The organism is Sphingomonas sp. ASY06-1R (assembly GCF_052180265.1).
In the GTDB taxonomy this organism is placed as follows: domain Bacteria; phylum Pseudomonadota; class Alphaproteobacteria; order Sphingomonadales; family Sphingomonadaceae; genus Sphingomonas_I.
The window spans coordinates 1,008,195-1,030,602 of the sequence record NZ_CP197464.1 but is presented as its reverse complement, the minus strand read 5'-3'; the positions used below and the strand labels follow the sequence as shown (position 1 = coordinate 1,030,602).

Below are 22,408 nucleotides of genomic sequence, written 5' to 3'. Positions count from 1 at the left end.
CAAGCGGCGGCGTGACCGCTTAGCCCGTTTCCAAAGGGGAAACGGTGTGAGTGGATTCGCGGGCAGCCGGCGCAGCTTCATGATCGGAGGGCTGAGCGGCCTGGCGGTTGCCGCCTTGCCCGCTTTCGCCGCCGCGCCGGCGCAGCTCGAGGATCGGATCGGTGGCTGGGCCGAGCGCTTTCGCGCGGCGTTCGACGTTCCCGGGCTGGCGGTTGCGGTCGTACGCCGGAACCAGCCCGACTTTACCCAAGGTTATGGGGTACGCGCGCTGGGCAAGCCGGCGCCGGTCGATGCCCATACCTTGTTCGGGATCGCTTCCAACAGCAAAGCCTTCACCGCCGCCGCGCTCGCCATCCTGGTCGATGCCGGCAAGATCGGGTGGGAAGATCCGGTCACCCGCTACATTCCCGAATTCCGGATGTCCGATCCGATCGCGACCAAGCTGATGACGGTGCGCGACCTGCTCGTCCACCGCAGCGGGCTGGCGATCGGCGCGGGCGACCTGATGGAGTTCCCCGCGAGCACGCACACGATCGAGGATATCCTGCACGGTCTGCAGTTCCTGAAACTGGAGCGCGGCTTCCGGGCGGGTTATGCCTATGACAACATCCTCTACATCGTCGCGGGCATCCTCATCCAGAGGGTGAGCGGGCAAAGCTGGGAGGATTTCGTGACGGCGCGGCTGTTGAAGCCGCTCGGCATGTCCGAGACGGTCGCCGTGCGATCGCGCATCCGGACGGACAATGTCGCCGGCCGCCATGCACGGCTGGGGCCGCCGCTGCGCGGCATGGGCCCGATGCGGCAGGTGCCGCCGGACGAGCAGGACAAGATCGCCGCCGCCGGCGGGATCAACACCAATGTGCACGACGTCCCTGCCTGGCTGCGGGTGCAACTGAACCGCGGCACGCTGCCCAACGGCCAGGGCCTGTGGAGCGCGGCGCAGGCGCAGGAGATGTGGACACCGCAAACGATCACCGAAAGCGGCCCCGGCCCTGCCGCCGACAATCCGGCCCGTCCCGTGATCGAGGCCTATGCGCTCGGCTGGGACGTCCAGGATTATCGCGGCCAGCGGCTGCTGTCGCACGGCGGCGGATTGACCGGGCAGATCACGCGCCACGCCTTGCTGCCGGAGCTGGGCTGCGCGGTCGCGGTCTACACCAATGTCGAGGATGGCTATGTCGCGACCGGCCTGCGCAACAGCCTGCTCGACTGGCTGGTCGGTGCGCCATCCTACGACTGGCTGGCGGCGATGCAGCGGCGGCGTGCCAAGCGCGAGGCGGATGCGTTGAAGGAGGTATCCGGCACCGGGCCGCGGCGGCCTGCGGGAGGATTGTCCCTCCCCCTCCCCGCTTATGCCGGACGATATCGTGACTCCTGGTATGGCGACATCGTCGTTGCCACCAAGGGGAAGCAACTGGCGATCGATTTCACGCGCACGCCTGTCTTCAAAAGCTTGCTCGAGCCGTGGGGCCCGGACACATTCCGCACGCGCTTCCCCGCCGAGGCGGGCGAGGACGCCGTCGTGACCTTCGCCGTCAAGAACGGCGTGGTGACGGGCGTGACGATGAAGCCGCTATCACCGCTGGCGGACTTCAGCTTCGACTATCAGCATCTGGATTTCGTGCCGGTGCGCTGAACCGATCAGGCGGGCCGGCGGCGTATCAGGACGTTGCTGAGATGGCTCATCACGGGAACATCCTCCTGATTGTAGAGGATGGTGCGAAATCGGACGATGCCACGGTCCGGCTTGGAGGCCGACGGACGGGCATCGACCACTTCGGCCTCCGCCCGGAGACGATCGCCGGCATAGACCGGCGTGAGCCAGCGCAGCTCGTCCACCCCCGCCCCGCCAAGAATGACATTCTGGCTATCGGCCGCTGCCCAGAAATCGGCGGTCATGCGCATGCCCATGGCGGCAGTGTGCCAGCCGCTGGCGGAAAGGCGGCCGAAGAGCGGATTGGCGGCCGCCGCATCGTCATCGAGATGGAAGGGCTGCGGATCGAACTTGCGCGCGAAATCCAGCATATCCTCACGCGTGACCGCGATCGACCCGAAGCGATCGCGCCGCCCGACGGGCAGATCCTCAAACCAGATCATCGCCGCCGCAACGCGTGCGCAAAGGGGAGATCGACGCCGTCGATACCGGGCTTGGGCGGCAGGCCGAGCAGATCGCGCAGCAGCGGATAGACATCGACATTGTCGAAGGTCGGCAGCCGCCCGGCGGGCTTGATCGAGGGGCCAGAGGCGATGAAGAGGGCAAGCATTTCAGGGGCTGCATTGTCATAGCCATGACTACCGCTGTCCACGCCTTTCTTGGGCATTTTATCCAGCAACAGCCATCCGGTGTCCGCGAGGCAGACAAAGGGTGCGATCCGCGGGTTATGGCCGAAGTGAAGCCGCTCCGGCAGATCGCTCTTGCGCATGCAATGGATGTGCGGGTGCGGGCGAAGCAGACTTGCCGCCAGCGCATCCTCCCGCCCCGGCGTGGCGGCGATCGTCGCCACCGGGCCTTCGTCGATGACATGATAATCGGACGGCGTTGCGATGTCGTGCAGCCACACGACACGATCGGCAGACGTTGCGGCCATGCCATGGTCGGCGACGATGACGAGATTGGCCGGCTGATGCAGCGCGGCGAGGCCGGATTGCAGCGCGGCGATCTGCGCATCGATCTGGCCAAGCGCGGCATTCAGCTCGGGGCTGTCGGGCCCATCATGGTGCGCGGTCGTATCGACGAGATCGAAATAAAGCGTGACGAAGCGCGGGCGCGACGCGGGCGGGCGGCGGAGCCAATCGAGCACCGTATTCACGCGCTGCGTGGCGGTGACATCCACGCTGTAGGGAAACCAATCCTGCGGGCGGACGCCCTGGTAGGCGACGTTGGAGCCGGGCCAGTACATGATGCCGGTGCGGAGCCCGGCCTTTTCGGCGGCAGCCCAGAGCGGCTCCGCCTCGCTCCACCAGAAGGGATCGTCGCTATTCTTGGACGTGAAGGTCTCGCCCGGCCGGGCGGCATCCTCCATCTTGTTGCCGACAATCCCGTTCCGATCAGGCCGCAGCCCGGTCACGAGCGCATAATGGTTGGGATAGGTCTTGGTCGGAAAGGATGGGCGCATGGCGGCGCGGATTCCGCGACGCGCGAGCGCGGTGAGCGTGGGCGTCTGTCCGCGATCGAGATAGTCGGCGCGGAAGGCGTCGATTGAGATCAGGATCGTAACGGGCGGGCGAGCCCGTGCAGGCAGGGGGGCGGCAACCAAGAGCAGCAGCGTGGAAAGCGCATATCGAAAGGGCGACGCCATCAGGACGCGCGATGCCCCAGCGATCCGGCGGATGGAAGGCTGTTCGCGTTTCATCCGTCATCGCCTGCCTAAACATATTAGCCGCCCCTTCAGCCCCCACCTCGAATAGGTGCTTGGGGCACGATGGATGCTGAAACGAGTTCAGCATGACGGCTTTTTTTGGGGGGTGATGGCTAAACGTTGAAGCGGAACAGCAAGACGTCACCGTCGTGGACGACGTACTCCTTGCCTTCGGACCGCAGCTTGCCCGCGTCGCGTGCGCCGGCTTCGCCCTTGTAGGTGACGTAATCGTCGAAGGCGATCGTCTCGGCCCGGATGAAGCCGCGTTCGAAATCGCTGTGGATGGCGCCGGCCGCCTGCGGGGCCTTGGAACCCTTCTCGATCGTCCAGGCGCGCGCTTCCTTGGGACCGACGGTGAAAAAGGTCAGCAGGTGAAGCAGATCGTAGCCGGCGCGGATGACACGGGCGAGGCCGGTTTCCTGCAAGCCGAGATCGGACAGGAATTCGGCGCGGTCGGCAGGCTCGAGCGTGACGATCTCGGCCTCGATCGCGGCGGAGACGACGACCGCCCCGGCATTTTCGGCGGCGGCCTTTTCGAACACCTTGGCCGACAGCGCATTGCCGTCGGCGGCGGCGCCTTCATCGACATTGCAGACGTACAGAACGGGCTTGGCGGTGAGCAGCTGAGCCTGTTCGAACAGGCGCTTCTCGTCATCGTCCTTGGGATCGGTCAGCCGCGCGGGCTTGCCGTCGCGCAGCAGCTCGAGCGCCTGGCCGAGCACCGACGCCGCGGCCTTGGATTCCTTGTCGCCCTGCTGTCCCTTCTTGATCAGATTGGGGACGCGCTTTTCCAGGCTCTCGAGATCGGCGAGCATGAGTTCTGTCTCGACCGTCTCGGCATCCGCGATCGGATCGACCTTGCCTTCGACATGGGTGACTTCGCCCTCGAAGCAGCGCAGCACATGAATGATCGCGTCGCATTCACGGATATTGCCGAGGAACTGGTTACCAAGCCCCTCGCCCTTCGATGCGCCGCGCACGAGGCCGGCAATGTCGACGAAGGCGAGCTGGGTTTCGATCTTCTTGGCGGAGCCGCCGATTTCCTGGAGCTTGTCGAGGCGCGGATCGGGCACCGCAACCTGGCCGACATTGGGCTCGATCGTGCAGAAGGGATAATTCGCCGCCTGCGCCGCTGCCGTTTCGGTCAACGCGTTGAAGAGAGTCGACTTGCCGACGTTCGGCAGGCCAACGATGCCGCACTTGAAACCCATGTCTCGCCTGAATTCTTGAGGAAGCGGGTCCCATAAGGGCTTGGGGGGTGGAATGCCAGTGTGGGTTGGCGCCGATAACGCGGGGCGGGGCAGCGGCGACGTCGCCTGGCCTCGGAATGGATCCCAGCCTGCGCTGGGATGACGGCGGCGGGGGCAAGTGTCGCTGCCCGACGTAAGCTAAATCTTATTGATGACCATTTCGTCATGCTGAACTTGTTCCAGCATCCATCTTGCCACGGGCGTTGCGGCTTGTGGGTCGATGGACCCTGAAACAAGTTCAGGGTGACGGTGGGGTGGAGGGCAGCGGAGGGGCCTCATCAACCCGTTCGCTCCGCGCTTGCGAATGACGGTTCTTTCTTGTGGGAGAGGCACGCGCATATTCTGCAGACGCGCGGCCGCATAGCTCGGTGCACAAGCGTTCGACCGGCGCGGGTCCGCCACCTGCTTGGGTGGTGGGAGGGCAGGCAGTCTTGGCCTGGTTCCGGATGTCTCCGGAAGGCGCCGCCCGCCATGTCCTCACTGCGCGGCACCAGCCTGTGGCCTTCGGTCTTCGGCCGGGTAGCCCCGGGGCGTGAACCCCAAGGCCCCTCTGTCGAGCGTCCTGCCCTGTACCACGTGCTGCGGACGCCGGCCTGAGGCTGCGGCATTGGCCGGGGGTTTCCCCTCAAGACGTCGACCGCATAGCCCCGGTACACGACGCCGGCTTACCCGCGGCCGAAGCCGGTAGGGTGTCACGGAAGTTTGCGAAGCTTCGACTTAGCGTCCCAAGCAGCCCCGCGCCGATCGATCCCGCCGAAGCGGGGAGCGTGCCCGCAGCGGATCCAGGCTGCGAGCGAGCGCGTATGTACATGGTTTGTTCCATTTTGTCAAGCAATGTCGGACGTGGCTACGCGCAACCGAATTCGTTCAACAGACGCGCGACCTGTGCCGCCGGGAGACCGGCGGCGCGTGCCGCAGCGACCGCCGCCTCCCCGTCGCGACCAGATCGACGCAGCGCGATCACGAGCAGGCGCAGTGCCTCCAGCCGGGGGTTGGCGAGCGGCTGGGCCGGCGCGATCCCGAAGATCGCGCCGAGCAATCGCGCCACGCGCCCGTTGCGCGCGAACAGCGGGAGCCGATCGCGCCGGCCGATGGCAATCGCCGCGCGTTCCAACGTGTCGAAGGGCGCTGGGATCATCGCCTTATCGCCCAAAGCCATAGATCAGACCCAGGCCGACGGACGCCTGGTTACGCGCGCCACGCTGCCGCACGAGCGGCGAGCGGGCCGCGTCCCCCGCCAGCCGATCATAGCCGCCCAGCACGGCCGCGTTGAGCCGGGCGGAAACAGGCACGATCAAGGTAGCGCCGGCGCCATAAGACAGCAACCCGCCCTTGGCCTTGAACAGCGGCAGTCCCGATCGCGCGGATTGGCCGGCATCGACCCCAAAATAGACGCGATTATAGCGTTTATCGACGATCGTGGTGCGCGGCCCCAGGGACAGGCTGATCGGCCGACCGCCGACCCGCATCCCGGGGAGCTGGGTTGTGTAGCGCGCGCCGATTTGGGCGATGAGGCCGTCATGGCCGCCGAGGCCCTTGCGCACCTCTGTCTTGGCTGAAAAACCGCCAGTCTGATATTGGGCATAGCCACCCGCCTCGGCCGTCGCGGAGACATCGCCCAATCCGCGCAATGCGTCGCTGCGGCCGCCGGCCACCAGCAGCATTGTCTTCCCGCTCTCGCGCCGTTTCTGCTCATATTTGACGATCGGGCCGGCGCGGAAATGGTCGCTCTTGATCAGATCGAAGCCGATCCCATCGATCAGCGAGACGAAGTAGCGATCCTTATAGCGCACCTCGATATTCGGCCCGGCGCGCAGCTGATAATGTTTCGAACCGAGGAAAGCCGGTGCGTACAGCGCCCCGACGCCGAGCTGGATCTGCCAGTCCCCGTCCGGCTCCCCCGCCGGGGCGTTCGCAAGGCGGCTGGGATCCGGATCGGCGCGAATGGGCCCCTGCGCGCCGGCTTCCGTGGCCGACAGTGTGAGCGCCAGAAGCAGGGTACGGGGCCGCAGGGATGAGACGTGCATCAAAGATCCTTTTTGAGTGGGGGTGTGGCGTGTCGGCGCGGCGCGGCGGCCGCCGACCCATTAGCGGAGAGAGGTCCGCCCACGGCGCGGCAGCAGCGAACTGCGGAGTGCGATGGCGGTCAGGAATGCGAGGCCGGCACCGACGATCCCGATCAGAAGCGAGCTGGTCTTGCTCGCAACGAACCAGGTCACGGCGGCCAGCGACAGGGCCGCGAGGCTCAGCAGCAGAAGGCGGCGGAGCAGCAGGGAAAAGGGGACGGCTGAAGTCTGATCGTGCGGATCGGCAGCCGGCGTCATCTTTTCGCGGCGGTTGCCGGGATGCGATGTTTTTCTCGCGCCTCGTTCGACCATCACCGCACTCCCAAGATCACATGGTCAGCCGCCGCCCGCCCCCCCCAAGCGACACTCTGGCTGATTCGTAGATCGATTGATCGCTCTATTAATTTATCGCGTCAATTCAAAAATCGATCGATCGCTCTAATTTGCGAGGAGCGTTCGGTCGGGAATGTGTCGGGCGGGGCACAAGTGCCGAGGAAAGCGCGTGGGCCAACGGCGCACAATTGCTCGAGCGTTCGTTCTATTTTACGGGTTGAGCATGCGAAAAGTGAATGCCGAGAAATTTGCCGAAAAACGATCCGACATCCTGCAGGCGGCCGGCCGCTGCTTCACGCGCAGCGGCTTCCACGGGGCGTCGATCTCGGAAATATGCGCGGAGGCAGGGATCAGCCCCGGCCATCTCTACCATTATTTCGACAGCAAGGAGGCGATCATCACCGGCCTGGTGGAAGACCGGCTGCAGAATGCCACCAATCGGTACAAGCTCCTGATCAACGTCGACGATATCGTGCCGTCGCTGATGGGAGAGCTGGAGCGCTATCTCCGCGAAGAGCAGTCGTCGGGCTTCACGTTGAAGAAAATGATGCTGGGCGACATTCTGGGGGAGGCCAACCGTAATCCCACGATCGCCACGATGTTCGCGGCTTTCTGTCGCAAAAGGTGCCAATATGCGGCGGAGTTGCTGCGCAAGGGCCAGGCGAGCGGCCAGATCGACCCGTCCCTCGATCCCGAGGCCACGGCCGAACTGCTGATCGGCACGGCCGATTCCGCCCAGACATGGTCGATCCGCAATCCGGATTTCGATTTCGACAAGAATTTCGCGGTCCTCAAGACCATGCTGGTCCGCCTGCTGGCGCCCCCGCGCGCGGATAGCCCGCTGGGTTAATGCGCCGCCACCGCCTGCCACTGGCCGGGAGCAAGGCCGGCAACCGACCAATCGCCCACGGCCCAGCGCACCAGCCGCAAGGTCGGATGGCCGACGGCGGCCGTCATGCGGCGGACCTGGCGGTTGCGGCCTTCGCGGATCGTCAGCGTGAGCCAGCAATCCGGGATGCTCTTGCGGACGCGGATCGGCGGGTCACGCGGCCATAGATCGGGATCGGCGAGGCGATCCGCCTCGGCCGGGCGGGTAATACCGTCCTTGAGGTGAACTCCGTGGCGGAGACGATCCAGCGACGCCGCGTCCGGTTCCCCTTCCACCTGGACGAGATAGGTCTTCGGCAGCTTGAACTTCGGATCGGCAATGCGCGCCTGGAGACGGCCGTCGTCGGTGAGCAGCAGCAGCCCTTCGCTGTCATGATCGAGACGGCCGGCCGGATAGACGCCGGGCAGATCGATATAGTCCTTCAACGTCGGGCGGGGCGGCCCGTTAGGTTCCTGGGTGAATTGCGAGAGCACGCCATAGGGTTTGTTGAACAGGATCAGGCGCGACATTGCCCCCTGCCCTAGCGATAATTGAAACTGATGCTGATCCGGTCCCCGCGCGCGTCGCTGGGCATCACTTCGTGACGCAGCCAGCTTTCCCACAGGAAGACCGAGCCCGGCGCGGGCTCCGCATAGACGAAGGTCTGCAGATCGGGCGGCCCTTCCGGCAGACGCCGCGGGGCGGCCATCATCATCGGCAGGCGCGGATCCTCCAGCTTGAGCGCGCCGGAGCCGGGCGGAACCGCGACATAGAGCGTGCCGGAGACGACGCTGTGCGGATGGATGTGGCCGGAATGGACACCGCTGCGCTTCATGACATTGACCCACAGGCTGTCGAGCTTGAGCGGGCGGGCGAGATCGAAGGCGCAATCGACGGCAAAGGCGGCGACATGGCGGTTTAGCTTCCTGACCAGATCGGCGAAGACCGGGTCGCGCTGGGGCAGATCGTTGAGCGAGGCGTAGGAGGTATAGCCGCGATAGCCGTGCGCCTTGGACCAGCCGCGGCCGGCGCGATCATCTTCAGCCAGCGTCCGGCAGCTATGGTCGAGGTCCTCCAGCAGGCGATCGTCGCCCAATTCGCCTTCGTAGAAGCGGGTGGCGAACAGGCTGCGCGTGGTCATGCCGTGCGCTGCCCGGCCGCGATCCGCCGCAGCGGGAAGCGGCGATTGTCGCCGGCGTGAGGGCGGCAGGATTGACCGACAGTGACCTGATTGAGCTTCATGGCAGCCTGCTTCGCCGGGTTCGCCGTACGCTTCAAGGGGCATGATCCGCGGTAAGCCGGCTTGGCGTAGGCACGGCCGCCCTCCTTCGCTAATTTGGCGCCATGCATATGTCTCACGATCCGCTCGCCCCGGCCGAGGCGCCGATTCATTTCGACGATTTCCTGAAGGTCGATATTCGGGTTGGTACCATCATTGCGGCCGAGCCCTTCCCCGAGGCGCGCAAGCCGGCGTTGAAGCTGGTGATCGACTTCGGCCCTGCCATCGGCCCCAAGAAGTCGAGCGCGCAGGTGACCGAACATTATGCGCCGGACACGCTGATTGGCCGACAGGTGGCGGCGGTGGTGAACTTCCCGCCGCGGCAGATCGGCAAATTCCTGTCGGAGGTGCTGACGCTCGGCTTTCCCGATGCCGACGGCGCGGTGGTGCTGTTCGCGCCGGATCAGCGGGTGCCGGACGGCGGGCGGCTGTTCTGATCCTTTGCAGGTCCAGCTTCGCAAATCTCCAGAATGGCGGCACAAGGCCGATCCGGCGACAGGAGAGCTTGGCATGGGCCTACGGCGTTCAGGACTTCGCGGTATTAGTCGGCGCGGCGTGATTTTGCTGGCCGTCGCACTGGGGTTGGCGGTCGCCGCTTATGCCGCATGGCGCTCCGTAAAGAATGCCAGCACGCTTTTGGCAGAGCTGATCGCGGAGTCGAAACTGCCTGTCCTGGAGGCAAGCGAAGTGGACCGACTGGAATTGGACGGCACCCAACCCGAAGCCGCCATGCAAAGCCTGACCATTCCAGCGACGGCACAGGCGGTGCGCACCGGCTTTCGTCAAGCATGCCGCCGTGCGGGGCTGGGCGCTCCCAATCGATCGACGTTGGGATCGGAGCCTGATGCGCTTTGCGAGGGCACGTGGCGCGACATGGATGTCACTGTCACTGTCCAGCTCAACTGCGCGCAATCGTGCCAAGCCCACGTTGCGGTCTACCGTTACTAATCTGGTACACAGGCCGGACGACAATGTGCTGACGTCCGGGCAAACAGGAGGGCGCACCGTGAGCAAGGACTGTCCGGAACAACCGATATGACGATTACCAGTAAAACCCCTCTATCGGCTGTCGCTCTTGGGCTGGCGGTCGCCTCACCCGTCCCTGCCCAAGCGCCAGCCGCGCCGACGATGCAGGTGCCTTCGGCAGGGCAACAGCGCCCGCCTGAAGAGCAACTTGCCCCCCAGGCGGGCAATCTGCTGGACCTGATTGCGCGTCCCGATCCACATTATGCGACCTTCACCTTGCTGGCGCCCGACGTGCGGCTCTGGATCGTCGGACCAGAGAAAAGCCGCATGGTCGAAGGGCCTGCCGTGCGGGAGGCGCTGACGGCGATCTTTCGGCAGCCCGACGACGATCATTGGTTCGTCCATGACGCCGCGAAGGTTCAACGCGATGGCAGCTTCGGTCGATTCACCATCGTCGCCAACGGACGGGAACGAGGCCGGTCGTTCGGCGGCTGCCTCGTCCTCTACGGCGATGCGATCCTGCAAGGTACGGAATGGTCGGTCGTCAACCTGACCGTCACGCGCAGACGTTCCGACTGTGACGGCGGATGAGAGACCCTGCCCAATGCGAGCAGGCCTGAGCCGGAGCGCATACTGAAGCCTGTCAGTGGATGCTGAAACAAGTTCAGCATGACGATGTTGGAGCGAACTAAGATTTCCGGCAGATATGCCGCTCAGGCGAGGCGGAGCGCGATCTCGCTCATGAAGCGGGCGTCGTTGCCGTCGGCCAGATAGGGCGCTTCGGCGGCGACGGCGCCGAGCATATCGGTGAGATCGTCGATTTCGGCTTTGGCATAGGCGCCCAGCACATAGCCGGTGACGCGATCCTTGTGGCCGGGATGGCCGATGCCGAGGCGGACGCGGCGATAGTCCTGGCCGAGATGGGCATCGATCGAGCGCAGGCCGTTATGGCCGGCCGCGCCGCCGCCGGTCTTCACCTTGACGCGGAAGGGCTCGAGATCGAGTTCGTCGTGGAAGGCGGTGAGCGCGGACAGGTCGAGCTTGTAGAAGCGCAGGGCTTCGCCGACCGAACGGCCACTGTCGTTCATATAGGTGGCGGGCTTGAGCAGCAGGATGCGCTGGCTGCCGATGCGGCCGGAGGAGACCCAGCCCTGGAAGCCCTTTTTCCAAGGATCGAACCCATGGACTTCGGCGATGGCGTCTACCGCCATGAAACCGACATTGTGCCGGTGGAGCGCATATTCCGCGCCCGGATTGCCGAGGCCGACCCAGAGTTGCATCGCGCTGTCTTAGACGGTCCGGTGCGGGCGAAGCCGGAGCGCACCCGAAGGCGGCCCGACTTCGCTCGACACGAACGGGATGATTAAGCCTCGGGCGTTTCCTCGGCGGCTTCGGTCTCGTCGCCTTCGCTCGACTTGAGCGCGGACGGAGCAACGATGGTGGCGATCGTGAAATCGCGATCGTCGATCGCCGAGGTGGCGCCGGCGGGCAAGGTCACGGCCGAAATGTGGATCGAGGCGCCGACTTCGAGGCCCTCGAGCGAGATTTCGATCTGCTCGGGGATTTCCGATGCATCGCAAACGAGCTCGAGCTCATGGCGGACCACGTTGAGGACGCCGCCGCGCTTGATGCCGGGGGCCAGCTCTTCATTGGTGAACACGACCGGCACGGCGACGTGCACGGTGGAATGCTCGCCGATGCGCAGGAAATCGACGTGGAGCGGACGGTCGGTGACCGGATGAAACTGGACGTCCTTGGGCAGGGTGCGCACGGTCTGACCGACGCCGTCGATCATCACGACGGTGTTCATGAAGTGACCTGTGGACATCGCCTTGATCAGCGCCTTCTCTTCGAGATGGATCGCCAGGGCTTCCTGCTTGTTGCCGTACACTACGGCGGGAACGCGGCCTTCGCGACGCATGGCACGGGAGGCTCCCTTGCCTGCCCGTTCGCGCGTCTCAGCCGACAAGGTGAGCATATCGCTCATATCATGTCTCCAGTTTCGCTAGTTGATGGACCCGCCGCCTCCAGGGATGTCCGGCGGGAAGCGGCGGCCTTTAGCGGAAGCGGGGTGGAGGCGCAACCTGGGGCTTGGGCGGCGCCCTTCGACTTCGCTCAGGGCGAACGGTGATTGTCTGGCAGTCCGACTTGGGCGCTATCGACGCACGCTTACTGTATGCGCGTAACCTTCAAACCCTTCGCGGCCAACATTTTCTGCACGGAATCGGGGCCGACGAGGTGGCCCGCGCCAACCGCGACGAAGATCGTTCCAGGCTGATCGAGGCGCTTCGCAAGAATGTCCGCCCAATTCCTGTCCCGCTCGCGGATCAGCAGATCGCGCAACTCGGGGGTGAATTCGGGATCTTCGGCAAAGGCGCGCGCGAGCGCGGCGGGATCGCCCCGCGCCCAGGCCGCGACCATCCTGTCGAAATCGGCGCGCGCCTTCTTGGGCTCCTCCAGCGTGGCGACGAGGAAGGCGCGCTGGGACTTTTCGGGCAGGCGATCGAAGAAGCTCAGCTGCTGCCGGGCGGTTTCCAGCCCTTCGATCGGCTTGTGCTGAGCCTTGAACAATTCGGTCAGTTGCGGCTCGACGCCTGCATCGTTCTTGCTAAGACCGGCCTGCTGCAGCGCGACGGCGGTGAGGAAGAAAGCGGCGGTCCAGGTCTTCAGGCGATCCAGCGTGGCGGGCGGATAGCCGCTTGCCGCGACAATCTTGGTCAAGGCGGCGCGCTTGCCCGCGGGCACACGGTCCAACAGCGGCGGCAGATTGTCGGCACGGCCCATGGCCTGGACGAGCGCGGGCACATTCTGCGAATCCAGGTCGGCGATTTCGAGCGTGAGCGATTGCGAGCCGGCAATGGCCTGACGAATGCGCGGGCTCAGCCATTGCGTCCCCGCGGGCAGGACGTGGATCGAACCGAACAGCCAGATCGTTGTGTCGGCATCGGCCAGCTTCCACAAGGCGGGGTGCGCGGGGGGCGGCGCGGGCGCAGGCCCGGCGGCCAGGAGGAGCAAGGGGGCGAGAAGGCGGAGCGGACGCATCGCCAAGCCCTATCCCCTCGCCTTGACCCTTGTGCAAGGCTCCGCCAAACGCCGTGCCTCAACATCATATGTCATTTTTTCGGGAGTCCCCCTTGGCCGACGCCAAGCCGCTCAGCTTTCAGCAGCTTATCCTGACGCTTCATGACTATTGGAGCCGGCAGGGCTGCGTCATCCTGCAGCCGTACGACATGGAGATGGGCGCGGGTACATTCCACACCGCGACCACGCTGCGCGCGCTGGGGCCGGATCCGTGGAACGCCGCCTTCGTGCAGCCGTGCCGCCGGCCGACCGACGGCCGCTATGGCGAGAATCCCAACCGGCTGGGCGCCTATTATCAATATCAGGTGATCCTGAAGCCGAGCCCGCCGGACCTGCAGAATCTGTATCTGGGCAGCCTGGCCGCGATCGGCATCGATCCGCTGGCGCACGATATCCGCTTCGTCGAGGACGATTGGGAGAGCCCGACGCTGGGCGCCTGGGGCCTGGGCTGGGAAGTCTGGTGCGACGGAATGGAAGTGACGCAATTCACCTATTTCCAGCAAATGGGCGGGTTCGACTGCAAGCCGGTCGCGGGCGAGTTGACCTATGGGCTGGAGCGGCTGGCCATGTATGTCCAGAACAAGGATAGCATTTTCGACCTCGCCTATAATGATCGTGGCGTGACCTATGGCGACGTCTTCCTCGAGAATGAGCGCCAGATGAGCGCCTATAATTTCGAGGCGGCCAATACCGACATGCTGTTCAAAAGCTTCACCTTCTCCGCCGACGAGGCGCGCGCGCTGATCGAGCGCAAGCTGCCGATCCCGGCCTATGAGCAGGCGATCAAGGCGAGCCACATCTTCAACACGCTGCAGGCGCGCGGCGTGATCTCGGTCGCGGAGCGGCAGGCCTATATCGGCCGGGTGCGCGAGCTGGCCAAGGGCGCGTGCGAGGCATGGATGACGCATAATGGGTGGGACGCGTGATGGGGGGTAAGCTCTCTCTCCCCCTGTGGGAGAGAGTTGGAGAGAGGGGTTTGATCGAGGCGGCTCGATGCCGCCGAGGGCAAATTTGCTCGCTATCGCTCGCACCCCTCTCCCAACCCTCTCCCACAAGGGGAGAGGGCTGTCAGGCATGCCCATGACCGACTTCCTGTTAGAACTCCTTTCCGAGGAAATCCCGGCGCGGATGCAGGAGAAGGCGTCGGCCGATCTGGCGCGTCTGTTCGAGGCGGAGATCGCCAAGGCCGGGCTCGCGGCGCAGGCGATCGAGACCTATGCCACGCCGCGGCGGCTGGCGCTGATCGCGCGCGCGCTGCCGGTGGCGACGCAGGCCGTATCGGAGGAGACAAAGGGGCCGAAATCCTCGGCGCCACCGCAGGCGCTGGAAGGCTTCCTGCGCAAGACCGGGCTGACGCGCGAACAGCTGACCGAGCGCGACGGCGTGCTGTTCGCGATCGTCGAGAAGCCCGGCCGGGCGACGGCGGAGGTTCTGGCCGAGGCGATCCCGGCGATCGTCCGCGCCTTCCCCTGGCCCAAGTCGATGCGCTGGGGCGACGCCTCGCTCTCGACCGCGAGCCTGCGCTGGGTGCGGCCGCTGCAGGGGATCGTCGCCCTGCTGGGCGAAGAGGTGGTACCGTTCGAGATTGACGGCATTGCCAGCGGCGCGGCGACGCTGGGCCATCGCTTCCACCATCCCGGCATGATCACGATCGGATCGGCGCAGGATTATGCGGAGAAATTGCGCGCCTGCCATGTCATCCTCGATCCGGCCGAGCGGCGCGGGATCATCGAGGGCGGTGCGCGCGCGATCGCCCAGGCGCGCGGACTGCATGTCGTGCCGGATGCCGGGCTGGTGGCGGAGAATGCCGGGCTGACCGAATGGCCGGTGCCGTTGCTCGGCGATTTCGATCCGAGCTTCCTGGAGGTGCCGCGCGAGGTGATCCAGCTCACCATGCGCACCAACCAGAAATATTTTGCGTGCGTGGATGCGAGCGGCAAGCTTGCGCCAAACTTCATCTGTACCGCCAATATCGTGGCGGAGGACGGTGGCGCAGCGATCGTGGCGGGCAACCGCAAGGTGCTGGTGGCGCGGCTGTCGGACGCCAAATTCTTCTGGGAGCAGGACCTGAAGACTTCGCTTGAGGACCAGGCGAAGAAGTTGTCGCAGATCGTCTTCCACGAGAAGTTGGGCACCGTCGCCGACAAGGTCGAGCGCGTGGCCAAGCTGGCGCGCTGGCTGGTGGAAGAAGGGATCGTCGCCCCGGCGGAGGCCGGGGCCGCCACCGGCAGGCGCGACGCATCATCTCCAGCGGCCCCGGCCTCCGCCGGGGCGACGCGGCTCGCCGACATGGCCGAGCAGGCCGCCCGCCTCGCCAAGGCCGATCTCGTGACCGGTATGGTCGGGGAATTTCCCGAACTGCAGGGCATCATGGGCGGCTATTATGCGCAGGCCGAAGGGTTGCCGCACGAAGTCGCCGACGCGATCCGCGATCATTACAAGCCGGTTGGGCAGAGCGACGACGTGCCGACCGCGCCGGTGACGGTGGCGGTCAGCCTGGCGGACAAGCTGGACAGCCTGTGCCAATTTTTTCGTATCGGCGAGGTGCCTACGGGATCGAAGGATCCGTTCGCGCTGCGACGCTCCATGCTCGGCGTGCTAAGTATGATCCAGCAGAACGTTCTCAGGCTGCCTCTTCATAAAGTAATGGAGCGCGAATTCGTCGGCACGATGGATTACGGTGCGGGCACGCTACTGATGGACTTCGCCGTCGATCGGCTGAAAGTGCAACAGCGGGATAAAGGTGTTCGGTCCGATGTGATTGATGCAACATTCAGCCGCAGTGTCGAAGACGATCTCGTCCGGCTGCTGGCCCGGGTGAAGGCGTTGCAGGCATTCGTGTCGACCGAGGACGGGGTCAATCTGCTCGCGGGATATAAGCGGGCGGCGAATATACTGAAGAAGGAGGGCGTCGATGCCCCCTCCGCCCTTGCGGGAGAGGGCTTAAAATATTCGCCGGAACCGGCTGAGGCTGCACTGATTTCGGCGCTGGATGTAGCGGAAACGACGGCGGAACGTGCGGTCGCGCAGGAAAATTTCGAAGGCGCGATGGCGGCTTTGGCGGGGCTGCGCGGGCCGATCGATGCGTTTTTCGATAGCGTTACCGTCAACGATGTCGATCCCGACAAACGCACGGCGCGGCTCGGCCTGCTGGCGCGGATCCGGGGCGCGGTGCATCGGGTGGCGGATTTCTCGAAGATCGAGGGGTAGCGCTAACGCTGCAGATGCGAAGCAGATCGGACGATTTGGTCCGTCCCGGCGCCGGCTTGATTGCGTATATTGCCGCGCCTAGCACTTGCGCAGGGCAACAGGAGTAGTTGGCGAGATGGCAAGCGTGGCAGTGAACCTTGAGACTGAACGCTATGTCTATCGCTTCGGCGGCGGCGTGTCCGACGGCGGCAATGGCGACAAGAATCTGCTCGGCGGCAAGGGCGCCAATCTCGACGGCATGGCGGGGATCGGCCTGCCCGTACCGCCCGGCTTCACCATCTCGACCGCCATGTGCACACGTTATTATGACGAGGGCGGCGCCTTCCCGGACAGTTTGCGCGCCGAAGTCGCCACCGGATTGGCGCATATCGAACAGGTGACGGGCAAGAGGTTCGGCGATGCGGCCGATCCGTTGCTGGTGTCGGTCCGTTCGGGGGCGCGCACGTCGATGCCGGGGATGATGGACACAGTCCTGAACCTGGGGCTGAACGACCAGACGGTCGAGGGCCTGGCGACGGTGTCGGGCGACGCGCGCTTCGCCTGGGACAGCTATCGCCGCTTCATCCAGATGTATGCCGATGTGGTGCTGGAGCTGGATCATGGCGCGTTCGAGGATGCGCTGGAGATCGCCAAGGAGGATCGCGGCGTCAGCCTGGATACCGAGCTGACCGCCGACGATCTGCGCGAGCTCGTCGCCACCTATAAGGGCCTGGTCGAGGAGCAGTGGCACAAGCCCTTCCCGCAGGACGTGCACGACCAATTGTGGGGCGCGATCGGCGCGGTGTTCGGATCGTGGCAGTCGGATCGCGCGAAGGTGTATCGCCGACTGCACGACATTCCGGGCAGCTGGGGCACGGCCGTCAACGTCCAGGCGATGGTGTTCGGCAATATGGGCAATACGTCCGCGACCGGCGTCGCCTTCACGCGTGATCCTTCGACCGGTGAGCGCGCTTATTATGGCGAATTCCTGATCAACGCGCAGGGCGAGGATGTCGTCGCCGGCATTCGTACGCCGCAATATCTGACCAAGGCGGCGCGTGAACGCGCGGGCGCCAAGGCCGCGTCGATGGAAGAGGCGCTGCCGGAAACATACGCCGAACTGGCGCGCGTGTTCGACCTGCTGGAAACGCATTATCGCGACATGCAGGATATCGAGTTCACGGTGCAGCAGGGCAAGTTGTGGATGCTGCAGACGCGCGCGGGCAAGCGCACTGCGACGGCCGCGTTGAAGATCGCGGTCGATATGGCCAATGAAGGGCTGATCACGCAGGACGAGGCGGTCGGCCGGGTCGATCCGGCGGCGCTCGATCAATTGCTCCACCCGACGCTGGACCCGAATGCGCCCCGCGACGTGATCGCCAAGGGTCTGCCCGCTTCCCCGGGGGCGGCCTCCGGCCAGGTCGTGTTCGACGCCGATACGGCGGAGAAGCGCGCAGCGGCGGGCGATGCGGTGATCCTGGTGCGGGTCGAGACCTCGCCCGAGGATATTCACGGCATGCATGCCGCCAAGGGCATCCTGACAGCGCGCGGCGGCATGACCAGCCACGCGGCGGTGGTCGCGCGCGGTATGGGCCGGCCGTGCGTGTCCGGCGTCGGCAGCCTGGCGATCGACGCCAAGGCCAAGCTGTTCCGCGTCGGCGGCAAGGACGTGCGCGAGGGCGATATCGTCACGATCGACGGCGCCACCGGCGAGGTGATGCTGGGCGAGGTGGCAACGGTGCAGCCCGCGCTGGCGGGCGATTTCGGCGTGCTGATGGCGTGGGCGGACGATGTTCGCCGGCTAAAGGTGCGCGCTAATGCCGAGACACCGCTCGATTGCCGCACCGCGCGGCGCTTTGGAGCCGAGGGGATCGGCCTCTGCCGGACCGAGCATATGTTCTTCGATGCGGGACGCATCTCCGCGGTGCGCCAGATGATCCTGGCCGAGGATGAGAAGGGTCGCCGCGCCGCGCTGGAAAAATTGCTGCCCGAACAGCGCAGCGACTTTGCCGAGATCTTCGAGATCATGGCCGGCCTGCCGGTGACGATCCGTCTGCTCGATCCGCCGTTGCACGAATTCCTGCCGCACGAGGAAGAGGAATATGCCGAGGTCGCGCAGGCGTCCGGCGTGTCCGTCGAAAAGCTCAAGCGGCGCGCGGCCGAGCTGCACGAATTCAACCCGATGCTGGGCCATCGCGGTTGCCGGCTGGGCATCACCTATCCCGAAATCTACGAAATGCAGGCGCGGGCCATCTTCGAGGCGGCGGTGGATGTCGCGGTGAAGACGGGCGAAGCCCCGATCCCGGAGGTGATGGTGCCGCTGGTGGCGACGCGGCGCGAGCTGGAGATCATCAAGACGCTGATCGACGCGCAGGCCAAGGCGGTGTTCGCCGAAAAGGGTCAGGTTCTCGAATATCTGGTCGGCACGATGATCGAGCTGCCGCGCGCCGCGCTGCGCGCGGGTGAGATTGCCGAGGTGGGCGAGTTCTTCTCGTTTGGTACTAACGATTTGACCCAGACCGCGCTCGGCGTGTCGCGCGACGACGCGGCGCGCTTCCTGGGCACCTATGTCGAGCAGGGCATCTATCCCAAGGACCCGTTCGTGAGCATCGACGTCGAAGGGGTCGGCGAGCTGATCCAGATCGCGGCGGAACGCGGGCGAGCGACCCGGCCGGACATCAAACTGGGTATTTGCGGAGAGCATGGCGGCGATCCGGCCTCGATCGCCTTCTGCGAGCGGGCCGGGCTGAATTATGTCAGCGCGTCGCCCTATCGCGTGCCGATCGCGCGGCTGGCGGCGGCGCAAGCGGCGATGCAGAAATAGTCCTTCAGCGCGCGACCGCCCTTCCGTTCGTTCCGAGTAGCCATCGAGCCTGTCGAGATGGCGTATCGAGGATGTCTCGATACGGGTTCTCGACACGCTCGAACCCTATTCGACACGAACGGGCCTGACCTAGGCATAGTCGGAGCGGCTGGCTTATAGGATCAGGACTGTTGCGCTCGGGACTGTACGCCGACCTCAAGGTCGGCGCTCGGCTTCGCCTCGCGCCCCTCACCCCAACCCTCTCCCCGCAGGGGAGAGGGAGTCTCAATCGAGGGACTCAGCGGTAGAGGGTGCGGTGGTCTTCGTCGCGGCCGTCGGCGAGGAGGGCGGCTTGTTCGCGCCAACGTTCCTGTTCGATATAGCCTTCGTCGGCGCCAAGCTTGCGTTCGAGCGCGGCTTCTTCCTCGGTCGTCATGCCGGTGATGTCGGCGTAGCGATAAATACCTTCGTCGTTCAGACGGCGCTGGCCGGCGGTGCCGACGCCGCGAATACGGGACAGATCGTCCCGCGTGAGATCGAGCTTGCTGGTCGTTTCCAGCGGGGTCGTCGCAACGGGGGCTACAGGCGCGGCGGCCGCGGGCGCAACGACGACGGGCCGCGCATTTTCCAGCTCCACGATCCGGGCATGGGCGGTTTCGAGCGCGCGCTGCTCGTCAATCCGAGCGTCGCGTTCCGCTTCATAGGCCCGCTTCCATTTCTTACCGCCCGATCGCGAAATGAGTCCAAGCAGCCAGCCCAGTACCAGAACCAGGAAAAGGATAGCCCACTGATTGGTCGTGAATTCGGGCATATAAGCTTCCCCTCGCGAGTTTCCGGTAGGATTGCGCGAGCCTGCGCCCGCGGTCAACGGCTTGCGTTGGTTCTTGCACATCTTGTCGCCAGTCTAGCCGGTAACCGGCCCGGTCCGCGCGATGAACGGATCACCGCAGGATTACATGGACAGACCGAGGCGATGCGTTAGACGCCGCTGTTCGTATCGTAACCGGGGTTGAGCCCGCAATGTCATCGTTCCAGGCGGATATCGCCATCATCGGCGCCGGCATTGCCGGGGCAAGCCTGGCCGCCATGATCGGCGATCGCGCGCGCACGCTGCTGATCGAAGCCGAGTCGCAGCCGGGCTATCATTCCACCGGACGGTCCGCCGCCTTCTGGTCCGAAAGTTATGGCGGGCCGCTGGTCCAGCCGCTGACCACCGCATCCGGCCCATGGATGGCGGCGCGCGGCTTCCTGCATCCGCGCGGTTGCATCCATATTGCGACGACCGAGGGCCGCCCTGCTTTGGCGACGCTTGCCGAGGAACTGGACGCGGGCGGGGTCGACTATGAACTGCTGGAGCGGGCGGCGCTGGAGCAGGCCATTCCGCGGCTAAGCGCGGCGTTCGTCGCGGGCCTGAGCGAGCCTACCTGCCAGGATATCGATGTCGCGGCGTTGCACGGCCACTTCCTGGGCGAGGCCAAGCGCGCGGGCGCGCAGTTGCTGACCGATGCCGCGGTCGAGACCATCACGCGCGCAGGCGACGGCTGGGAGGTGCGCACGCGCGCAGGTGTTGTGCGGGCGCCGCTGCTGGTCAATGCTGCCGGCGCCTGGGCGAGCCCTGTCGCCACGCTAGCGGGTGCGTCCCCGATCGAAATCCAGCCCTATCGCCGGACGATGGCGCAGCTGATCACCGATCCGCCGATGGCCGCGGACATGCCGTTGGTGATGGACGCGCTGGGCCGCTTTTATTTTCGTCCCGAGACGGGCGGCCGGCTGTGGCTGTCGCCGCATGACGAGACCGCCGTCGCCGCGCATGACGTCGCCCCGGAAGAGCTGGATGTCGCGATCGCGATCGACCAGTTCGAACATGTCGTCGACTGGCGGGTCGTGCGGCGCGAACGCGCCTGGGCCGGCTTGCGGAGCTTCGCGCCGGACCGGCTGCCGGTGTATGGGTTCGACCCGGTGGCACCGGGCTTCTTCTGGTTTGCCGGCCAGGGAGGATTCGGGATCCAGACCGCGCCGGCCGCGGCGATGGTGGGCGCCGCCTTGCTGCTGGACGCGCCGTTACCGGAGGCGGTCAGCGGAATCGACGTCGGTCTTTATGGCCCGGGGCGGTTCGCGTAGCCGGCGGCGCGGAGGCGGCTAAGCGTCCCCCAAAATGTGCCCCCGCCGCGTCGCTTTGCCCTCCGGGCTGCCCGGGCGAACGTCGGCACGAACGGATTAGCAGTCCGTCTTAGCCTCCGCTGACTGAAGGGTAAGTGTAAGCCGCCGGCAATTGAGGCAGCGCGCATCGGCCCAGCCCAGCCGGCGTGACCGTAATCCTTGAGGAACCGTCTCCTCCCCGGAACGGGGAGGGGGACCGCGCCGCAGGCGTGGTGGAGGGGATTTGCGGGACGGTGGGGATTTCCCCTCCACCATCGCTGCGCGATGGTCCCCCTCCCCGTTCCGGGGAGGAGACGATTGGCTATTTCGGCATTGCTGCGTGGGTCATGTCATCAATCTCAAGTCAGCGCCGCCCTTCCCCCGAGATCAGGGAGAAACGAAAAGCCGTCCCTTTAATGCGTCGGGTAGCGAAGCCGGCCGAGGAAGCGGGCGACGTTGAAGTGGCGATCCGGATCGGGCTTAAGCTGTGCTTTCAGCTTTTCGAACTTCATGACGTCGTCGATGCGCCGATCGAGGAAAGCGCGCGTATCGGCCTGATCCTCGCTGTCATCGTCGAGGAAGGCGAGCACGGTCGTGCCATAGACGGCGCTGAGGGTCAGCCGCTTGCTATAATGCGTGAAGCCGGTCGCGGTATCGCCGGCAAGACGCCACATGACATCGGCAGCGCGCCAGCCCAAGCGGGCGCCCAGCAGCACATTCTGCGGCAGGGCGAGCACCGCCAAAGCACGGCGCAGCGCTTCCCGATGGGGGGCGACCAGGGTGATGCGCGTCCACACCAGGGCGGTGATACGCTCACGGATGCGCATTGCCGCGAGCGTCTCGGGCGGCAAGGCTGCGGTCATCTGCCGATCTACATCGGCAAACCAGGCGTCGATCATCTGGCCGGCACCGTCGGCAAAGGCGAGTCGCGCGCGTTCGGGCGGGACACCGAGCGCCAGCGCCGCCGCATCCAGCGCCGCATCGGTCCAGCCTTCGAACGCCGCCTCCTCCGGCAGGCGCGCCGCCAGGGCGGCACGCAGTTCGTCGAGCGTCATGTCGAGCACGTCAGCCATGA

22 protein-coding genes are annotated in these 22,408 nt (G+C 65.5%); 9 read left to right on the top strand and 13 right to left on the bottom strand.

Annotated features, from left to right (window positions below; translation table 11 throughout):
- Positions 1–46 precede the first annotated feature (46 nt).
- Positions 47–1,636 (top strand): serine hydrolase, encoded by a 1,590-nt coding sequence (locus ACSBM8_RS05075; RefSeq protein ID WP_442680570.1) that lies wholly within the window; start codon positions 47–49, stop codon positions 1,634–1,636.
- A 5-nt stretch (positions 1,637–1,641) separates the two neighbouring features.
- Here the strand turns inward: ACSBM8_RS05075 and ACSBM8_RS05070 are convergent, their stop codons facing one another.
- The 6 genes from ACSBM8_RS05070 to ACSBM8_RS05045 all read right to left on the bottom strand — a co-directional run bounded on the left by ACSBM8_RS05070 (position 1,642) and on the right by ACSBM8_RS05045 (position 6,990).
- On the bottom strand, positions 1,642–2,097 hold the full coding sequence (locus ACSBM8_RS05070) for a MaoC family dehydratase (RefSeq protein WP_442680569.1): 456 nt from the start codon (positions 2,095–2,097) through the stop codon (positions 1,642–1,644).
- Positions 2,094–3,353: an alkaline phosphatase family protein gene (locus ACSBM8_RS05065; protein ID WP_442680568.1), complete on the bottom strand. Its 1,260-nt coding sequence runs from the start codon at positions 3,351–3,353 to the stop codon at positions 2,094–2,096. Before ACSBM8_RS05065 ends, ACSBM8_RS05070 begins: the two co-directional genes overlap by 4 nt.
- A gap of 119 nt (positions 3,354–3,472) precedes the next feature.
- The gene (gene ychF / locus ACSBM8_RS05060; RefSeq protein ID WP_442680567.1) at positions 3,473–4,570 is read right to left on the bottom strand and encodes a redox-regulated ATPase YchF; all 1,098 of its coding nucleotides are present in this window, start codon (positions 4,568–4,570) and stop codon (positions 3,473–3,475) included.
- 886 nt (positions 4,571–5,456) lie between these two features.
- Entirely contained in the window at positions 5,457–5,747 is a 291-nt protein-coding gene (locus ACSBM8_RS05055) for a hypothetical protein (RefSeq protein WP_442680566.1), read from the bottom strand.
- 4 nt (positions 5,748–5,751) lie between these two features.
- Positions 5,752–6,636 carry a MipA/OmpV family protein gene (locus ACSBM8_RS05050; protein WP_442680565.1) on the bottom strand — a complete coding sequence of 295 codons (885 nt, stop codon included), beginning with the start codon at positions 6,634–6,636 and terminating at the stop codon, positions 5,752–5,754.
- Between the two features lie 60 nt (positions 6,637–6,696).
- A complete protein-coding gene (locus ACSBM8_RS05045; protein ID WP_442680564.1) occupies positions 6,697–6,990 on the bottom strand; it encodes a hypothetical protein in 294 nt (97 codons plus the stop codon).
- Positions 6,991–7,231: 241 nt separating this feature from the next.
- Between ACSBM8_RS05045 and ACSBM8_RS05040 the strand changes: the two genes are divergently transcribed.
- Positions 7,232–7,858 (top strand): TetR/AcrR family transcriptional regulator, encoded by a 627-nt coding sequence (locus ACSBM8_RS05040; protein ID WP_442680563.1) that lies wholly within the window; start codon positions 7,232–7,234, stop codon positions 7,856–7,858.
- Here ACSBM8_RS05040 and ACSBM8_RS05035 read toward each other — a convergent pair.
- Both ACSBM8_RS05035 and ACSBM8_RS05030 read right to left on the bottom strand, forming a co-directional pair.
- Positions 7,855–8,406, bottom strand: a complete 552-nt coding sequence (locus ACSBM8_RS05035; protein ID WP_442680562.1) for a pseudouridine synthase — start codon at positions 8,404–8,406, stop codon at positions 7,855–7,857. The two genes, ACSBM8_RS05040 and ACSBM8_RS05035, sit on opposite strands and share 4 nt — an antisense overlap.
- Positions 8,407–8,417: 11 nt before the next feature.
- Positions 8,418–9,017, bottom strand: a complete 600-nt coding sequence (locus ACSBM8_RS05030; RefSeq protein ID WP_442680561.1) for a TIGR02466 family protein — start codon at positions 9,015–9,017, stop codon at positions 8,418–8,420.
- Positions 9,018–9,220: 203 nt separating this feature from the next.
- Here ACSBM8_RS05030 and ACSBM8_RS05025 point away from each other — a divergent pair, with 203 nt between their 5' ends.
- The 3 genes from ACSBM8_RS05025 to ACSBM8_RS05015 all read left to right on the top strand — a co-directional run bounded on the left by ACSBM8_RS05025 (position 9,221) and on the right by ACSBM8_RS05015 (position 10,712).
- A complete protein-coding gene (locus tag ACSBM8_RS05025; RefSeq protein ID WP_442680560.1) occupies positions 9,221–9,592 on the top strand; it encodes a tRNA-binding protein in 372 nt (123 codons plus the stop codon).
- A gap of 4 nt (positions 9,593–9,596) precedes the next feature.
- Positions 9,597–10,103 carry a hypothetical protein gene (locus tag ACSBM8_RS05020; RefSeq protein WP_442680559.1) on the top strand — a complete coding sequence of 169 codons (507 nt, stop codon included), beginning with the start codon at positions 9,597–9,599 and terminating at the stop codon, positions 10,101–10,103.
- A gap of 87 nt (positions 10,104–10,190) precedes the next feature.
- Positions 10,191–10,712 carry a hypothetical protein gene (locus ACSBM8_RS05015; protein WP_442680558.1) on the top strand — a complete coding sequence of 174 codons (522 nt, stop codon included), beginning with the start codon at positions 10,191–10,193 and terminating at the stop codon, positions 10,710–10,712.
- Between the two features lie 122 nt (positions 10,713–10,834).
- Here the strand turns inward: ACSBM8_RS05015 and pth are convergent, their stop codons facing one another.
- The 3 genes from pth to ACSBM8_RS05000 all read right to left on the bottom strand — a co-directional run bounded on the left by pth (position 10,835) and on the right by ACSBM8_RS05000 (position 13,163).
- The gene (gene pth / locus ACSBM8_RS05010) at positions 10,835–11,401 is read right to left on the bottom strand and encodes an aminoacyl-tRNA hydrolase (protein WP_442680557.1); all 567 of its coding nucleotides are present in this window, start codon (positions 11,399–11,401) and stop codon (positions 10,835–10,837) included.
- 83 nt (positions 11,402–11,484) lie between these two features.
- Positions 11,485–12,108 carry a 50S ribosomal protein L25/general stress protein Ctc gene (locus ACSBM8_RS05005; protein ID WP_442680556.1) on the bottom strand — a complete coding sequence of 208 codons (624 nt, stop codon included), beginning with the start codon at positions 12,106–12,108 and terminating at the stop codon, positions 11,485–11,487.
- 182 nt (positions 12,109–12,290) lie between these two features.
- Positions 12,291–13,163, bottom strand: coding sequence for a TraB/GumN family protein (locus ACSBM8_RS05000; protein ID WP_442680555.1), 873 nt, complete (start codon positions 13,161–13,163; stop codon positions 12,291–12,293).
- Positions 13,164–13,231: 68 nt separating this feature from the next.
- On the opposite strand from ACSBM8_RS05000, the gene ACSBM8_RS04995 reads away from it, so the two are divergent.
- The 3 genes from ACSBM8_RS04995 to ppdK all read left to right on the top strand — a co-directional run bounded on the left by ACSBM8_RS04995 (position 13,232) and on the right by ppdK (position 19,215).
- On the top strand, positions 13,232–14,128 hold the full coding sequence (locus ACSBM8_RS04995; RefSeq protein WP_442680554.1) for a glycine--tRNA ligase subunit alpha: 897 nt from the start codon (positions 13,232–13,234) through the stop codon (positions 14,126–14,128).
- A 154-nt stretch (positions 14,129–14,282) separates the two neighbouring features.
- Positions 14,283–16,412 carry a glycine--tRNA ligase subunit beta gene (gene glyS / locus ACSBM8_RS04990; protein WP_442681490.1) on the top strand — a complete coding sequence of 710 codons (2,130 nt, stop codon included), beginning with the start codon at positions 14,283–14,285 and terminating at the stop codon, positions 16,410–16,412.
- Between the two features lie 115 nt (positions 16,413–16,527).
- On the top strand, positions 16,528–19,215 hold the full coding sequence (gene ppdK / locus ACSBM8_RS04985) for a pyruvate, phosphate dikinase (RefSeq protein ID WP_442680553.1): 2,688 nt from the start codon (positions 16,528–16,530) through the stop codon (positions 19,213–19,215).
- 277 nt (positions 19,216–19,492) lie between these two features.
- Here ppdK and ACSBM8_RS04980 read toward each other — a convergent pair whose 3' ends face one another.
- On the bottom strand, positions 19,493–20,005 hold the full coding sequence (locus ACSBM8_RS04980) for a hypothetical protein (protein ID WP_442680552.1): 513 nt from the start codon (positions 20,003–20,005) through the stop codon (positions 19,493–19,495).
- Between the two features lie 209 nt (positions 20,006–20,214).
- Between ACSBM8_RS04980 and ACSBM8_RS04975 the strand changes: the two genes are divergently transcribed.
- A complete protein-coding gene (locus ACSBM8_RS04975) occupies positions 20,215–21,315 on the top strand; it encodes an NAD(P)/FAD-dependent oxidoreductase (protein ID WP_442680551.1) in 1,101 nt (366 codons plus the stop codon).
- A gap of 431 nt (positions 21,316–21,746) precedes the next feature.
- Here the strand turns inward: ACSBM8_RS04975 and ACSBM8_RS04970 are convergent, their stop codons facing one another.
- The gene (locus ACSBM8_RS04970) at positions 21,747–22,406 is read right to left on the bottom strand and encodes a COQ9 family protein (RefSeq protein WP_442680550.1); all 660 of its coding nucleotides are present in this window, start codon (positions 22,404–22,406) and stop codon (positions 21,747–21,749) included.
- Positions 22,407–22,408 lie beyond the last annotated feature (2 nt).

Coding starts and splice junctions, on each gene's coding strand:
- glyS (WP_442681490.1), top strand. CDS start 14,283: ATGACCGACTTCCTGTTAGAACTCCTTTCCGAGGAAATCCCGGCGCGG.
- ACSBM8_RS04970 (WP_442680550.1), bottom strand. CDS start 22,406: ATGGCTGACGTGCTCGACATGACGCTCGACGAACTGCGTGCCGCCCTG.
- ACSBM8_RS05070 (WP_442680569.1), bottom strand. CDS start 2,097: ATGATCTGGTTTGAGGATCTGCCCGTCGGGCGGCGCGATCGCTTCGGG.
- ppdK (WP_442680553.1), top strand. CDS start 16,528: ATGGCAAGCGTGGCAGTGAACCTTGAGACTGAACGCTATGTCTATCGC.
- ACSBM8_RS05030 (WP_442680561.1), bottom strand. CDS start 9,017: ATGACCACGCGCAGCCTGTTCGCCACCCGCTTCTACGAAGGCGAATTG.
- ACSBM8_RS05055 (WP_442680566.1), bottom strand. CDS start 5,747: ATGATCCCAGCGCCCTTCGACACGTTGGAACGCGCGGCGATTGCCATC.
- ACSBM8_RS05025 (WP_442680560.1), top strand. CDS start 9,221: ATGCATATGTCTCACGATCCGCTCGCCCCGGCCGAGGCGCCGATTCAT.
- ACSBM8_RS05065 (WP_442680568.1), bottom strand. CDS start 3,353: ATGAAACGCGAACAGCCTTCCATCCGCCGGATCGCTGGGGCATCGCGC.
- ACSBM8_RS05035 (WP_442680562.1), bottom strand. CDS start 8,406: ATGTCGCGCCTGATCCTGTTCAACAAACCCTATGGCGTGCTCTCGCAA.
- ACSBM8_RS04975 (WP_442680551.1), top strand. CDS start 20,215: ATGTCATCGTTCCAGGCGGATATCGCCATCATCGGCGCCGGCATTGCC.
- ACSBM8_RS05040 (WP_442680563.1), top strand. CDS start 7,232: ATGCGAAAAGTGAATGCCGAGAAATTTGCCGAAAAACGATCCGACATC.
- ACSBM8_RS05015 (WP_442680558.1), top strand. CDS start 10,191: ATGACGATTACCAGTAAAACCCCTCTATCGGCTGTCGCTCTTGGGCTG.
- ACSBM8_RS04980 (WP_442680552.1), bottom strand. CDS start 20,005: ATGCCCGAATTCACGACCAATCAGTGGGCTATCCTTTTCCTGGTTCTG.
- ACSBM8_RS05050 (WP_442680565.1), bottom strand. CDS start 6,636: ATGCACGTCTCATCCCTGCGGCCCCGTACCCTGCTTCTGGCGCTCACA.
- ACSBM8_RS05005 (WP_442680556.1), bottom strand. CDS start 12,108: ATGAGCGATATGCTCACCTTGTCGGCTGAGACGCGCGAACGGGCAGGC.
- pth (WP_442680557.1), bottom strand. CDS start 11,401: ATGCAACTCTGGGTCGGCCTCGGCAATCCGGGCGCGGAATATGCGCTC.
- ychF (WP_442680567.1), bottom strand. CDS start 4,570: ATGGGTTTCAAGTGCGGCATCGTTGGCCTGCCGAACGTCGGCAAGTCG.
- ACSBM8_RS04995 (WP_442680554.1), top strand. CDS start 13,232: ATGTCATTTTTTCGGGAGTCCCCCTTGGCCGACGCCAAGCCGCTCAGC.
- ACSBM8_RS05000 (WP_442680555.1), bottom strand. CDS start 13,163: ATGCGTCCGCTCCGCCTTCTCGCCCCCTTGCTCCTCCTGGCCGCCGGG.